Annotated in this window: 13 protein-coding genes; 4 read left to right on the plus strand and 9 right to left on the minus strand. The window is 67.1% G+C overall.

The features are described from left to right. The first annotated feature begins 60 nt into the window (after nucleotides 1–60). The gene (locus AC5P98_RS14520) at nucleotides 61–789 is read left to right on the plus strand and encodes a response regulator (RefSeq protein WP_014647994.1); all 729 of its coding nucleotides are present in this window, start codon (nucleotides 61–63) and stop codon (nucleotides 787–789) included. 519 nt (nucleotides 790–1,308) lie between these two features. Here AC5P98_RS14520 and recO read toward each other — a convergent pair. The 9 genes from recO to rpoE all read right to left on the minus strand — a co-directional run bounded on the left by recO (nucleotide 1,309) and on the right by rpoE (nucleotide 9,963). Continuing rightward, entirely contained in the window at nucleotides 1,309–2,028 is a 720-nt protein-coding gene (recO, locus tag AC5P98_RS14525) for a DNA repair protein RecO (RefSeq protein ID WP_049418795.1), read from the minus strand. 18 nt (nucleotides 2,029–2,046) lie between these two features. Beyond that, nucleotides 2,047–2,943, minus strand: coding sequence for a GTPase Era (gene era, locus AC5P98_RS14530; protein ID WP_005410599.1), 897 nt, complete (start codon nucleotides 2,941–2,943; stop codon nucleotides 2,047–2,049). After that, complete coding sequence (gene rnc, locus AC5P98_RS14535) at nucleotides 2,940–3,620, minus strand: ribonuclease III (protein ID WP_046431951.1); 681 nt, start codon at nucleotides 3,618–3,620, stop codon at nucleotides 2,940–2,942. The genes era and rnc overlap by 4 nt, the downstream gene beginning before the upstream one ends. Further along, the gene (locus tag AC5P98_RS14540; RefSeq protein WP_014647998.1) at nucleotides 3,610–3,993 is read right to left on the minus strand and encodes a DUF4845 domain-containing protein; all 384 of its coding nucleotides are present in this window, start codon (nucleotides 3,991–3,993) and stop codon (nucleotides 3,610–3,612) included. Before AC5P98_RS14540 ends, rnc begins: the two co-directional genes overlap by 11 nt. Nucleotides 3,994–4,045: 52 nt before the next feature. After that, nucleotides 4,046–4,840 (minus strand): signal peptidase I, encoded by a 795-nt coding sequence (gene lepB, locus AC5P98_RS14545; RefSeq protein ID WP_014038087.1) that lies wholly within the window; start codon nucleotides 4,838–4,840, stop codon nucleotides 4,046–4,048. 55 nt (nucleotides 4,841–4,895) lie between these two features. Continuing rightward, nucleotides 4,896–6,689: a translation elongation factor 4 gene (lepA, locus tag AC5P98_RS14550; protein ID WP_032958997.1), complete on the minus strand. Its 1,794-nt coding sequence runs from the start codon at nucleotides 6,687–6,689 to the stop codon at nucleotides 4,896–4,898. 180 nt (nucleotides 6,690–6,869) lie between these two features. Beyond that, a complete protein-coding gene (locus AC5P98_RS14555) occupies nucleotides 6,870–8,402 on the minus strand; it encodes a DegQ family serine endoprotease (RefSeq protein WP_100450448.1) in 1,533 nt (510 codons plus the stop codon). Nucleotides 8,403–8,476: 74 nt separating this feature from the next. Then, entirely contained in the window at nucleotides 8,477–9,346 is an 870-nt protein-coding gene (locus tag AC5P98_RS14560) for a sigma-E factor negative regulatory protein (protein ID WP_049405576.1), read from the minus strand. Further along, a complete protein-coding gene (rpoE, locus tag AC5P98_RS14565) occupies nucleotides 9,343–9,963 on the minus strand; it encodes an RNA polymerase sigma factor RpoE (RefSeq protein WP_014038091.1) in 621 nt (206 codons plus the stop codon). Before rpoE ends, AC5P98_RS14560 begins: the two co-directional genes overlap by 4 nt. Nucleotides 9,964–10,198: 235 nt before the next feature. On the opposite strand from rpoE, the gene AC5P98_RS14570 reads away from it, so the two are divergent. From AC5P98_RS14570 to aqpZ, 3 genes are all read left to right on the plus strand, one after another. Then, a complete protein-coding gene (locus AC5P98_RS14570) occupies nucleotides 10,199–12,262 on the plus strand; it encodes a 3-hydroxyacyl-CoA dehydrogenase NAD-binding domain-containing protein (protein WP_049405574.1) in 2,064 nt (687 codons plus the stop codon). Between the two features lie 624 nt (nucleotides 12,263–12,886). Next, nucleotides 12,887–13,750 (plus strand): pirin family protein, encoded by an 864-nt coding sequence (locus AC5P98_RS14575; protein ID WP_005410608.1) that lies wholly within the window; start codon nucleotides 12,887–12,889, stop codon nucleotides 13,748–13,750. Between the two features lie 121 nt (nucleotides 13,751–13,871). Then, complete coding sequence (aqpZ, locus tag AC5P98_RS14580; RefSeq protein WP_014648003.1) at nucleotides 13,872–14,591, plus strand: aquaporin Z; 720 nt, start codon at nucleotides 13,872–13,874, stop codon at nucleotides 14,589–14,591. Nucleotides 14,592–14,710: the final 119 nt, after the last annotated feature.

Below are 14,710 nucleotides of genomic sequence, written 5' to 3' on the forward strand. Positions count from 1 at the left end.
CGCTTGCGCCCGTGGCCGTCGTGCTTGATGATTGGGCCAGCTGACATGGAGGCAGCCCTGATGCAGATGACCCCGCGGGCCGCACGGCCCCGCTTCCTGCTTGTCGAGGACGACATCATCAGCCGCGGTTTTTTCAAGGCGGCGTTGGAAACGTTACCGGCGGATGTGGATACCGCAGATTCGCTGGCCAGTGCCCTGGCCAGTGCCGAACCCGGCGCGCATGATCTGTGGCTGATCGACGTCAACCTGCCGGATGGCAATGGCGCGCAACTGCTGCGTGAGCTACGCCGCTCACATCCCGACACACCGGCGCTGGCACATACGGCCGACGGCGATACCTCCATCCACGCCCGCCTGCGCGAAGCCGGTTTCAGCGACACCCTGGTCAAGCCGCTGGGCCGCGACCAGCTGCTGAAGGCCGTGCGCCGTGCGCTGGTCAACAGCCCGGCGGGAATCTTCGTGGCACAGGCCCCGGCCGCGGTCGAGCTGGCCGTTCAGGACTGGGACGAGACTGCGGCATTGGCCGCGCTCAATGGCCAGCGCAACCACCTGATCGCACTGCGCGAGCTGTTCCTGGCCGAGTTGCCCGGTGTGCGCGACGCGGTCGAGCAGGCGGTGGACCAGCACGACGAGCGCCAGCTGCGCAGCCAGTTGCACCGGTTGCAGGCGAGCTGTGGCTTCGTGGGGGCGGCACGGTTGGGCCGGGCGGTGCGCCAGCTGCATCATGCACCCGAGTCCGGGCAGGCCCAGGACGGGTTCCGCGCCGCGGTAGCTGCCCTGCTGCATTGAGGGTTTTTCGGCAAGGCTGCGCCCTGCACCCGCAGAGGCTTCAAGCCAAGCCAAGGCAACAGCAACAGCAACGGCATGCATTCCGTGGGTTGGCGGTGCGGTATCGGAGGGCGGGGACGCCGTAAACCCGTCCTTGGGGGCTTGGCAGCCGCATCCATGCGGCTGACACCCCGCCCTCCGATACCGCCCCACCTCTTACAGTTTTCCGCGATCGGGTAGATCCACGCCATGCGTGGATGAATTTCTGTCAGATATCGAAATCAATCTGGGGTCGGATCCGTTTTCCTGCGGAAAACGGATCCGACCCCACGCCGTTCCGACAGTTCGCGGAACACTGTCGAAGGCGGGGTGGGTCCGGTTGCGGGAGTGTCCGCGGCATGGATGCCGCGGCCAAGCCCCCAGGGACGGGTTTACGGCGTCTCCCGCAACCGGACCCACCCCGCCTACCCACGGATAGCCAGCTTTTGCCGTTGACGTTGATTCGGCAGGTGCAGGGCTGCAAGCCCTGCCGAACATCCCCTACCTGCGCGGCGCGAGCTGCTCGAGCATTTCCCAGGACTTCAGCCCGCGCGCGCCCAGGTGATGGGCCAGCACTCGCCGCATCGGCAGGCGCAGGCTGGCCAGATCGGCCGCATCCGGTTCTTCGTCGGCCGCAAGGGCCAGCAGCGCCGAGCCAGTGGCCGCCGCCCGGCGCTCCCCGCCACGCTCGCTCAGCAGGCGCTGCGCCCCTTCCTGCGGGTCCAGCTCGTAGCGCGCCGCCGGGTCGATCGGCTGGCCATCACTGGCACTGTCCAGGTCGAAACCCAGGCCCAGCGCGGACAGCAGTTCGCGCTCGAAACGGCGCAGGGTCCAGGCCAGGCCGGCACCGACCGCCAGCCGCGCGCGTGCCTCACCGTAGGCGAGGTACAGCTCCGGCAGCGGGTCCTGGCGCGGGGCCAGGCGCAGGGTCAGTTCACTCAGGTAGAAGCCGGCCAACATCGCCTGGCCGACCAGGCGTGGCGCGGCATCCAGCGCCTCGGCGCCCCGCAGCTGGGCCAGTTCACCCCGCTGCTGGGCACTGAAGCGGATCCACTGCAACGGCTGCAGGGCGGCGCGCAGCACCTGGCCCTTGGCGGTGGACACGCCACGCGCCAGCAGGCCGATACGGCCATGCTGCGCGCTCAACACTTCGACCAGCAGGCTGGTCTCGCGGTAGGCCCGTGCGTGCAGCACGAAGCCGGTGTCGTCCTCGATCATCATCGAAGCGACCGTCGCGGCTTATTCGTAGCCGAAGGCCTTCAGCGCGGCCTCGTCGTCGGACCAGCCTTCACGCACGCGCACCCAGGTTTCCAGGAACACCTTGGCCCCGAACAGACGCTCCATCTGCAGGCGGGACTTGGCGCCGATCTCCTTCAGGCGGGCGCCGCCCTTGCCGATCACGATGGCCTTCTGGCCCTCGCGCTCGACCCAGATCACCGCACCGATGCGCAGCAGGTTGCCATCCTCGGTGAAGCGCTCGATCTCGACGGTGGTTGCGTACGGCAGTTCCTCGCCGAGCTGGCGCATCAACTGCTCGCGCACCAGTTCACCGGCCAGGAAACGCTGGCTGCGATCAGTGATCTCGTCCTCGCCGAACATCGGCGGGGCTTCCGGCAGCAGCTTCAGCACGTCGCGCACCAGCGCTTCCAGGCCGTTGCGCTTCTGCGCCGAGATCGGGTGCACGGCGGCGAAATCACGACCTTCGGTCACCTGCTGCAGGAACGGCAGCAGCGCGCCCTTTTCCTTCAGGCGATCGATCTTGTTGACCACCAGCACGACCGGGATGCCGGCGTCGCGCAGCACGTTGAACGCCAGGCTGTCCTCTTCATCCCAGCGACCGGCTTCGATCACCAGCAGGCCTGCATCGACGCCTTCCAGCGAGCCACGCGCGGCGCGGTTCATCACCCGGTTCATCGCCCGCTTCTGCACCTTGTGCAGGCCGGGGGTGTCGACCAGCACCAGCTGGCCTTCCGGATAGGTGGCGATGCCCAGCAGGCGATGGCGCGTGGTCTGCGGACGGTTGGAGACGATGCTGACCTTGGCGCCGACCAGGGCATTGGTCAGGGTCGACTTGCCCACGTTCGGGCGGCCGATGACGGCCACGCTGCCGCAATGATGGGGAGTTTGTTCGCTCACTTGGAATCCAGTTGTTCTAGGACGGCCGCAGCCGCCTGTTGTTCGGCAAGCCGCCGCGAGGCGCCTTCGCCCTCGGTGCTGGCGGCCGGGTCGGCTACGTTGCAGCGTACCCGGAAGTGCTTGGCGTGGTCGTCACCGGATTCTGACACCAGTTCATACTGCGGCAACGCCTTCTGTCGGGCCTGCAGCCATTCCTGCAGGCGGGTCTTGGGGTCCTTCTCGGGCCGGCCGGAGGCCGGCAGTGCCTCGATCGAAGCGCTGAACCAGGGCAGTACCACCGCCCGGCAGGCCTCGAAGCCGGCATCCAGGTAGATCGCAGCCACCACGGCTTCCACCGCGTCGGCCAGGATCGAATCACGACGGTGGCCGCCGGACTTCATTTCTCCCGGACCCAGGATCAGTCGATCGCCCAGTTCCAGGGTGCGCCCGATCACCGCCAGCGCGCCTTCACGCACCAGCTCGGCGCGGGCACGGGTCATCGCGCCTTCGTCAGCCTTGGGCCAGCGCTGGTACAACGCCTCGGCCGCCATCATGTTGACGATGCTGTCGCCCAGGAACTCCAGGCGCTCGTTGTGTGGCGCACCGGCACTGCGATGCGTCAGCGCCTGCTTCAGCAGCGCCGGGTCGCGGAAGGGATGACCGATCAGGTCACCACGTTGGAAAGGTTTATTCGGCACCGCTTCGGGTCAGGTCCTGGGATGAATCGAATTTGCCAACCACGTCCAGGTTGCCGACCAGCGGACGGCGCACTTCGTAGTTGACCTTGAGGGTCCAGCCATTGTCGCGGCGGTCGAACTTCACGTTGGCCGGCTTCACGTTTTCCGAGTAGTTGATGTACAGCCGCTTGAAGAACAGATCCTGGATCCGGGCCGGTTCCATGCTGCCCACACCCGGCTCGTTGGCCAGGCTCTTCATCGCCGAGCGCACCGCGTAATACTCCTGGTACATCGGGAACAGCTTCATGCCGATGTAAAGGAAGAAACCGACCACGATCAGGACCGCCAGGAACGAGGTCAGGGTCATGCCACGCTGCGTGTTCATCGTCTTCATTGCGTTCTCCCCAGATACGCGTTGGATGTGAAAATACTCGGTTGATGCCCGATCAGTTGATGCTCGAGCCGATCCGCGACGGCTCGAAGCCATCCTTGCAGAACCAGCCCTGGCAGTTCAGCCAGATCAGGAAGGCCTTGCCGCGCAGGTTTTCTTCCGGCAGCAGGCCCCAGAAACGGCCATCGTCGCTGTTGTCACGGTTGTCGCCCATCACAAGGTACTTGCCGGCCGGCACGGTCCACTGGCCCTGGCCACGCGGATAGTCGGTCTCCAGCACGGTGTGGGTACGACCCGGCAGGTGTTCCACCAGCAGGTTGGCACCCTCGCCCTGGCCCTTGTGGCCTGCATAGATGCCCTTGTTGTCGTACTTCAGCGGTTCGCCGTTGAGGATCACGCCATCGCCTTCGAAGACCACGGTGTCGCCCGGCACGCCGATGACGCGCTTGATGAAGTTCTCACCCTTGGCCGGATCGTTGTCGCTGTGGCCGGGGAAGTGGAACACCACCACGTCGCCGCGCGACGGCTCGCCAAACGGCACGATCTTGGTGTTGCTGATCGGCAGGCGCAGGCCGTAGGAGAACTTGTTGACCAGGATGAAGTCGCCGATCAGCAGGTTCGGCATCATCGAGCTGGACGGGATCTTGTACGGCTCGGCGATGAAACTGCGCACGATCAGCACGATCGCCAGCACCGGGAAGAACGCACGCGAGTAATCCACCAGCACCGGCTCGGAGTCGAGCAGGCCCGCGCGCTGGGCGCGACGCTTGGCGAGGTACAGCTTGTCCGCGAGCAGGATCAGGCCCGAGGCCAGGGTCAGCACGACCAGGAGGATCTCAAACAGTTTCATTCAGGGTCCTTTGCAACGTCACCAGACGACCGGCCCCGCAGGGCCGGTGCGGGCCTTACTTGTTGTCCATCTGCAGGACGGCCAGGAACGCTTCCTGCGGAATCTCCACGCGTCCGACCTGCTTCATGCGCTTCTTGCCTTCCTTCTGCTTTTCCAGAAGCTTCTTCTTGCGCGAAACGTCGCCACCATAGCACTTGGCCAGCACGTTCTTGCGCATGGCCTTGACCGTGGTGCGGGCGATGATCTGCGAGCCGACGGCGGCCTGGATGGCCACGTCGAACATCTGGCGCGGGATCAGGTCCTTCATCTTCTCGCACAGCTCGCGGCCACGTCGGTCAGCGTGGCTGCGGTGCACGATCAACGACAGCGCATCGACCTTGTCACCATTGATCAGCACGTCCACGCGCACGAACGGGCCTGCGTCGAAGCGCACGAAGTGGTAATCGAGCGAGGCGTAGCCGCGGCTGACCGACTTCAGCTTGTCGAAGAAGTCCAGCACCACCTCGGCCATCGGCAGCTCGTAGCTGATCTGCACCTGGCTGCCCAGGTAGTTGATGCCGATCTGGCTGCCGCGCTTTTCTTCGCACAGCTTGATGATGTTGCCGATGTACTCCTCGGGGGTGAGCACGTTGGCGCGGATGATCGGTTCGCGGATTTCCTCGACCTGGTTCACCGCCGGCAGCTTGGCCGGGTTGTCCATGTTGATGATCGAGCCATCGGTCTTCAGGACCTCATACACCACCGTCGGCGCGGTGCTGATCAGGTCCAGGTTGTATTCGCGCTCCAGGCGCTCCTGCACGATTTCCATGTGCAGCATGCCCAGGAAGCCGCAGCGGAAGCCGAAGCCCATCGCCTCGGAGCTTTCCGGCTCGAAACGCAGCGCGGCATCGTTCAGGCGCAGCTTGTCCAGCGCTTCGCGCAGGTCCGGGTAGTCTTCGGCATCGACCGGGAACAGGCCGGCGAACACGCGCGGCTGCATTTCCTGGAAGCCCGGCAGCGGCTTCGGCGCCGGATCGCCGGCCAGGGTGAGGGTGTCGCCGACCGGCGCGCCATGCACGTCCTTGATGCTGGCGGTGACCCAGCCCACTTCACCGGCACGCAGCGCCGGCAGCACCTTGCGCTTCGGCGTGAACACGCCGACGTTGTCGACCTGGTGGTTGCGGCCGGTCGACATCACCTGCAGCTTGTCACCGGCCTTGATCTCGCCCTGCATCACGCGCACCAGCGACACCACGCCGAGGTAGTTGTCGAACCACGAGTCGATGATCAGCGCCTGCAGCTTGTCGGTGTCGCGCGGCGCCGGCGGCGGAATGCGGTGCACGATCGCTTCCAGCACGTCCTGCACGTTGAGGCCGGTCTTGGCACTGACCGGCACGGCGTCGGAGGCATCGATGCCGATCACGGCCTCGATCTCGGCCTTGGCGCGCTCGATGTCGGCGGTGGGCAGGTCGATCTTGTTGATCACCGGCACCACTTCCAGGCCCTGCTCCACGGCGGTGTAGCAGTTGGCCACCGACTGGGCTTCCACGCCCTGCGCCGCATCGACCACCAGCAGCGCGCCTTCGCAGGCGGCCAGCGAGCGGCTGACTTCATAGGAGAAGTCGACGTGGCCGGGGGTGTCGATGAAGTTCAGGTGGTAGGTCTGCCCGTCCTTGGCCAGGTACGGCAGTGACACCGACTGCGCCTTGATCGTGATGCCACGCTCGCGCTCGATCGGATTGGAATCGAGCACCTGCGCTTCCATCTCGCGGGCCTGCAGGCCACCGCAGAGCTGGATGATGCGATCGGCCAGCGTGGACTTGCCGTGGTCGACATGGGCGATGATGGAGAAGTTGCGGATGTTCCGCATCGAATCAGAAGACATAGGTGGCGGCGGCGCGCGGCGTCGTCAGGGTAACGGTCGATTATCGCACGCCCAGCGCCCGGCCGCGAAAACCGGCTGCCGGGCACCGGCCCGGAACGACCGAAGCCCCGCCGGGGCGGGGCTTCGGGGGAGGCCCAGGGGCCGCCGGAGCGGCCCCGGCAGGCCCTACTGGCCGGCCTTGACCGCCACGAAGGCGCTGTTGCCATTGGCCGTGCGGACCAGCAGCATGACCACGTCGTCCTTCTTGAAGCTGGACAGCGCCCGGTTCAGGGCATCCACACTGCCGACCGCGACGCGGCCGACCTGCAGGATCACCATGCCCGGCGACAGGCCGGCATCACGCGCCGCCTGGCCCTTGACCCCGGTGATGCGCACGCCTTCGTTGCCGTTGAGCCCGAACTGCTTGCGCTGAGCTGCGCTCAGGTCGCTCACGTCCAGCCCCAGCAGGGCATTGGCCCCGGTCTGCGGCGCCGCCTCGGGACCGCCGGCCGACGGCCCGCGGGCACTGGCCTGCCCGTCTTCACTCAGGGCGGTCAACGTGGCACTGAGGTCATGCGGCTTGCCGTCGCGGTACACCACCAGGTTCACCTTGCTGCCCGGCGCCATCGCACCGATCAGCGGCGGCAGGTCGGACCAGCTGTTGACCGGGCTGCCGTTGACCGAGCGGATGACGTCGCCCACCTGCACGCCGGCCTTGGCGGCCGCACTGCCGGCCACGATCTGGTTGACCAGGGCGCCACGGCTGTCCGGCAGGCCCAGGCCCTGCGCCTTCAGCGAATCGATCGGCTCCACGACCGCGCCGAGCTGGCCGCGGGTGACCTTGCCGCTCTTCTTGATCTGCTCGACCGCGCTCATCGCCAGGTCGATCGGGATCGCGAAGCTGATGCCCATGTAGCCGCCGGACGCGGAGAAGATCTGCGAGTTGATGCCGACCACTTCGCCGCGGGTGTTCAGAAGAGGGCCACCGGAATTGCCCTGGTTGATCGCCACGTCGGTCTGGATGAACGGCACATAGCGCTGGTCGGGGCCCCCCGTACTGCGGCCGACGGCGCTGACCACGCCGGCGGTGACAGAATGGTCGAGGCCGAACGGCGAGCCGATCGCGACAACCCACTGCCCCGGCTTCAGGCTGTTGGAGTCACCCACGCGCACGGTTGGCAGGTTCTTCCCGTCGATCTTCAGCAGGGCGACGTCGTACTGCTGGTCGCTGCCCACCACCTTGGCGGTGAACTCACGGCTGTCGCCCAGCTTGACCTTCACGTCACTGGCGTCGGCCACCACGTGGTAGTTGGTCAGCACATAGCCATCGGGCGAGATGATGAAGCCCGAGCCCATGCCACGGCCCTTGATGCTGGGGCCACCGTCTGGCCCACCCGGCCCCTGCCCCGGCATCGGGAAGTCGGGACCAAAGAAGCGGCGGAAGAACTCCGGCATGTCATCGTCGCCCATCGGGCCGCGCGCGGCCTGGCGGTTGTTGCGGACGATGGTGGTATCGACGTTGACCACGCCCGGGCCGACCTGTTCGACCAGGTTGGTGAAGTCGGGCAGGCCACTGACCAGCGGCTGCGCCGGTGCCCGCGCGGCCGCGGCTGGCGCGGGCTGGGTCTGCGCGACGGGCGCCGGCGCCTGTGCGCAGGCCACCAGGGGAAGGGTCAGGGCCAGCAGGCCAATGGCCTGCGTGCGGAGTCGGGGAGTCATCGGACGGCAACCTCCGGGTCGGGTGGAAAGAGGAATACGGGCCCCGCCGACGGCGGGGCGTGAAGGCGCCCGGCTCAGTCGCGCGGGCGCGGCGGCACCGGCAGGTCATCCTGCAGGCGCGGCTCGAACGGATAGAACGCGGCACTACCGGCGTGGGCCGGGAAGCTGGCATTGAGCGCGCCGCCAGCGGTGGGCGCCAGGCTGGAGCGCGGCCATGGCCGGGCCTGCAGCCCGCTGACCTCGCCGAACGGCAGGTTGCGGTTGGCCGGCACGGTCGGGGTCAACGGTGCCTGCACGGCGGCGATGGCGCGCTGCGAAGTGTCGTCGCGCTGGGCGGCACGCGCGGCCTGCTGGCTGCGCGTAGCGCTGGCACGGCGGGCGTCCTGGCGGCGGCCCGCCGCGGCCATCGCTACGGCCGGCGCAGCAGCCACGGCCACCGCGGCCGTGTCCACCGAAGCCTCGGTGACTGGGGTCGGCGCGGCCGGTGCCAGTTCCGCCTGGCTGGCGATCACCTGCGGCGCCAGCGGTTCACCCGGCGTCGCCTCCTTCAATTTCTCGCCGCCGATGAACAGGGCGACCGCGGCGACCGATGCGGCCAGCGCAGCACCGCCGCCCCAGGCGCGCCAGCCACTGCGACGCACCTGGCGACGCGGCTCGGCCTGCGGCGTCGGCTCTGCCGCAATGGCGGCCGCAACGGCGGCACTGAAGCCGGCCGGTGCCAACGCCGGGGCCTGCCCGCGCATCACGTCGCCCAGCAGCTGCCAGCGCTCCTGGCAGCCGGCCAGTTCGGGGTCGTGTTCCATCCGGCGCAGCAGGAAGCGCGCTTCATCGGCACCCAGCTCGCCATCGACCAGGGCCGACAGCTGCTCGCGATGGCGCTGGTCCAGGCGCTGCCCGGCGGGCGATTGATGGTTCTGCGATTCGTTGAACGGATTACTGGTCATACGCGGCTCTTCTCACGGGTGGCGCTGCCGATGTCCAACAGCGGCCGGAGTTCGGTGTCGATCGCCTCGCGCGCCCGGAAGATCCGGGAACGCACGGTGCCGATCGGGCACCCCATCTTCTGCGCGATATCCTCGTAGCTCAGGCCTTCCACCTCGCGCAGGGTGATCGCCGACCGGAGTTCCTCCGGCAGCGCGTTGACGGCCTTCATGACCGTCTGTTCCAGCTCCTGGCGCATCAACTCGCGCTCGGGCGTGTCGGTGTCCCGCAGGCGGGTACCGCTGTCGAACTGCTCGGCGTCACCGATGTCGATGTCATCGGTCGGCGGACGACGATTGTGTGAAGCCAGGTAGTTTTTGGCGGTATTCACGGCGATTCGATGCAACCAGGTTGAGAACTGGGCATCGCCACGGAAACTCCCGATCGCGCGGTAGGCACGGATGAAAGTGTCCTGGGCGACGTCCTGACATTCGCTCCAGTCGGCGATGTAGCGACCGACCAGGGCCACGACCCGATGCTGGTACTTGCGCACCAGGACATCGAACGCGGCACTCTCGCCGTGCTGCACGCGCCGGACCAGCTCCAGATCCAGCTCCTGAGGTGTATCAACATCGGCCATGAGGGGCCGCACTCCTGTCAGCCCAACCGACGTCGGGCAATGAGACTGCCAATCCCGGGAAAAGTTCAGTCGCCGATCACCTGGCGCCGCACCAGCTTTTAACCACCATTCGGTTAGCGTCCCGATCCACGGCCATGGATCCGGGGGCGCCACTCCCCTGCTATTGGGATTTGACGCGGGGGAAACAACCTCTGGATCATAGCCGCTTCTCCATACACAACCGGATGGAACGTCCATGCTCTCAGGCTTCGATGGTCTCCGCTTCAGCCACTGGCACCCCGAGATCCGCGACGACGGCGTGGTGGTTCTCTCCCTGGATCGCCAGGACAGCAGCGTCAATGCGATGTCGCAGGACGTGCTGCTGGAACTGGGCGACCTGCTTGAGCGCATTGCCCTGGACCCGCCCAAGGGCGTGGTCATCCAGTCGCTGAAGAAGGCCGGCTTCATTGCCGGTGCCGACCTGAAGGAGTTCCAGGAATTCGACCGTCGCGGCACCGTCAACGACGCGATCCGGCGTGGCCAGGCCACCTACCAGAAGCTGGCCGAGCTGCCCTGCCCGACCGTGGCGGCCATCCACGGCCACTGCCTCGGCGGTGGCACCGAGCTTGCCCTGGCCTGCCGCTATCGCGTGGCCTCCAATGACAGCAGCACCCGCATCGGCCTGCCGGAAACCCAGCTGGGCATCTTCCCGGGGTGGGGTGGCAGCGCCCGCCTGCCGCACCTGGTGGGCGCCCCGGCGGCGATGGACATGATGCTGACCGGCCGCACCCTGTCGGCCTCGGCCGCGCGCGGCATCGGCCTGGTCGACAAGGTGGTGGCGCCGGCGGTGGTGCTCGACACGGCCGTTGCACTGGCGCTGTCCGGCACCACCCGCCCGCTCAAGCAGCGCGCGACGGCCTGGGCCACCAACACCTGGCTGGCACGCACGCTGCTGGCACCGCAGATGGTCAAGCAGGTCGCCCGCAAGGCGAAGAAGGACCAGTACCCGGCGCCGTACGCACTGATCAGCACCTGGCAGCGCAGTGGCGGCAAGCCGATCCAGGCCCGCCTGGACGCCGAGCGGCGTGCCGTGGTGAAGCTGGCCAGTACTCCGACCGCGCGCAACCTGATCCGTATCTTCTTCCTCACCGAACGCCTGAAGGGCCTCGGTGGCGGTGATTCCGGCATCCGCCACGTGCACGTGGTCGGCGCCGGCGTGATGGGCGGCGACATCGCCGCGTGGGCCGCCTACAAGGGCTTCGAGGTGACCCTGCAGGACCGCGAGCAGCGCTTCATCGACCCGGCCATGGAACGCGCGCAGGCACTGTTCGCCAAGAAGGTGCGCGACGAGAGCAAGCGCCCGGCCGTGGCCGCGCGCCTGCGTGCCGACCTGGAAGGCAACGGCGTGGCCGAGGCCGACCTGGTGATCGAGGCAATCATCGAGAACCCCGAAGCCAAGCGTGCGCTGTACCAGACGCTTGAGCCGAAGATGAAGCAGGACGCCCTGCTGACCACCAACACCTCGTCGATTCCGCTGGTGGAACTGCGCGACCACATCCAGCGCCCTGCGCAGTTCGCGGGCCTGCACTACTTCAACCCGGTGGCGCAGATGCCGTTGGTGGAGATCATCCATCACGACGGCATGGCGCCGGAGACCGAGCGCCGCCTGGCCGCGTTCTGCAAGGCGCTGGGCAAGTTCCCGGTGCCGGTGGCCGGCAGCCCGGGCTTCCTGGTCAACCGCGTGCTGTTCCCGTACATGCTGGAAGCGGCCACCGCGTATGCCGAGGGCATTCCGGGCCCGGTGATCGACAAGGCCGCGGTGAAGTTCGGCATGCCGATGGGCCCGATCGAACTGATCGACACCGTCGGCCTGGACGTGGCCGCCGGCGTCGGCCGCGAACTGGCGCCGTTCCTGGGCCTGCAGATCCCGGCCGCACTGCAGACGGTGGAACCGGACAAGCGCGGCAAGAAGGATGGCCAGGGCATCTACACCTGGGAGAACGGCAAGCCGAAGAAGCCGGACGTGGCCAGCGACTACCAGGCCCCGGCCGATCTGGAGGACCGCCTGATCCTGCCGCTGTTGAACGAGGCGGTGGCCTGCCTGCACGAGGGCGTGGTGGCCGACGCGGACCTGCTGGATGCCGGCGTGATCTTCGGCACCGGTTTCGCACCGTTCCGCGGCGGTCCGATCCAGCACATCCGTGCGGTCGGTGCCGATGCGATCGTCGAGCGGTTGAAGGCGCTGCAGCAGCGCCATGGCGACCGTTTCGCGCCGCGCCCCGGCTGGGACAACCCCGTCCTGCGCGAACCGGTGGTCTGAGTTCATCGGCCGGGCCTGCGGCCCGGCACCCGCAGAGGCAACGTCAAGTTCCACAGCAGAAGCCAGAGCCGGAGCAACAGCCGGCTCTGGCTTTTCTATTTGTTGGGCGGGGCGGTGTGGGCAGGCAGGACACGCCGTAAACCCGTCCATGGGGGCTCGATGGCGCCGTCCATGGCCCCAACGGTCCTGCCTGCCCACACCGCCCCACCCCTGACAGTTTCCCGGTAACGGTCGGTGAATCTCGATATCGGTGTGGATCACTACAAACTGATGGGTGTCGACCTTGCTCGTCACCAGGAGCGAAGCGACCGGCGTTTGATTTTGATTTTCTTTTTTCTTCTCCGTGGCTGGACGCACACGGAAACTGTCAGAGGCCGGGCGGGGTGGGTCCGCGGGGGTGTCCGCGGCATGGATGCCGCGGCCAAGCCTCCAGGGACGGATTCACGGCGTCCCCCGCGAACCCACCCCGCCCGGCCAAGCGCGGCTTTTGCTTTACGCAACCAACCCCACAGCCACGAGGGGCTGCGCCGTTGGCTGGAACACCCTGTTACCCAGACGGGGCATGTGCCCATCACAGCTGCATGCGATGCTCACCACCTGATCCCTGCCAGCGAGAACGCCCGCATGACCACCATCATCGCCCCGCGCGTGCACGACATCGGCGGCCTGGAAGTCCGTCGCGCCGTCCCCACCCTGCAGGCGCGCAGCATCGGCTCGTTCGTGTTCGTCGACCAGATGGGCCCGGCACTCATGCACCCCGGCACCGCCATCGACGTGCGCCCGCATCCGCATATCGGCCTGGCCACCGTCACCTACCTGTGGTCGGGCGCGATCGGCCACCGCGACACGCTGGGTTCGGATCAGGTGATCCGTCCCGGTGACGTCAACTGGATGACCGCCGGCCGCGGTATCGCCCATTCCGAGCGGACGCCGCAACCGGACCGCGACCATGACAACCCGATCCACGGCATGCAGACCTGGGTCGCGCTGCCGAAGTCGCACGAGGAAATCGAGCCGGCGTTCTACCACCATGCCGCTGCCACCCTGCCCGAGCAGCGTCGCAACGGCGCGTGGCTGCGGGTGATCGCCGGCCGTGCGTACGGCGAGGAATCGCCGGTGAAGGTGTTCGCCGACACCCTCAACGTGGCAATCGATCTCGACCCCGATGCGGAAATCGATATCGACGACGGCCACCGCGAGCGCGCGTTGTACATCCTCGAGGGCGACGCGCAGCTGGATGGCGTGGATATTCCCGCGCAGCACCTGGTGATCCCCGAAGCCGGTGCACGCGGCCGCCTGCGCGCGAAGACGCCGGTGAAGGCGATGCTGTTCGGTGGCGAGCCGCTGGATGGCCCGCGCCACCTGTGGTGGAACTTCGTGTCGAGCTCGAAGGAGCGCATCGAGCAGGCCAAGCACGACTGGGAAGCCGGCCGCTTCGGCACCATTCCGGGCGACGACAAGGAATTCATCCCACTTCCGCAGTACTGAACATCGCGTGTTGCACACATCTGAAGGTGTATCCCTGCACCCGGCGTTGACGCTACAGTCACCCGCTGATCATTGAAATGTGACATAAATCACACTTTCGACCGTCAAAGGAGTGCAACACATGAGCATGGGTAAACGCTTGTCCGCCGAGTTCCTCGGCACGTTCTGGCTGGTTCTGGGTGGCTGTGGCAGTGCGGTGCTGGCCGCCAAGTTCGGTGGCGACGGCAATCCGCTGGGTATCGGTTTCCTCGGCGTGGCGCTGGCCTTCGGCCTGACCGTGGTGACCGGCGCCTATGCGTTCGGCCATATCTCCGGCGCGCACTTCAACCCGGCAGTCAGCGTCGGGCTGTGGGCCGGTGGTCGTTTCCCGACCAGGGATCTGGTGCCCTACATCATCGCCCAGGTTGCCGGCGGCCTGCTGGCCGGCTTCATCCTGCTGCAGATCGCCTCCGGCGCCACTGGCTTCGCCATCGATGGCAGCCAGGCGGGTGCGTTCGCCAGCAATGGCTATGGCACGCTGTCGCCCGGCGGCTACAGCGTGGCAGCCGCCTTCCTGTGCGAAGTGGTGCTGACGGCAGTGTTCCTGATCGTGATCATGGGTTCCACCCACGGCAAGGCACCGGCCGGTTTCGCCCCGCTGGCGATCGGCCTGTCGCTGACCCTGATCCACCTGATCAGCATTCCGGTCACCAACACCTCGGTGAACCCGGCCCGCTCCACCGCCGTGGCCTTCTTTGCCGGCAGCGGCGCAGTCAGCCAGCTGTGGCTGTTCTGGGTCGCTCCCCTGCTGGGCGGCGCGATCGGCGGCCTGATCTACAAGTGGATCGGCAGCGACCGCTGATCCTCGCGACTCCCATTGCGGCCGACCCTCGGCCGCAATGGTTACTTCTGCAACCGCGAATTGTGCGATTGCTCACGTTCCGTTAAGGTTGAGTTGACCGTCCGTGCACATGCCGGATG

It is taken from the genome of Stenotrophomonas sp. YJH_SMC_135, assembly GCF_059372355.1.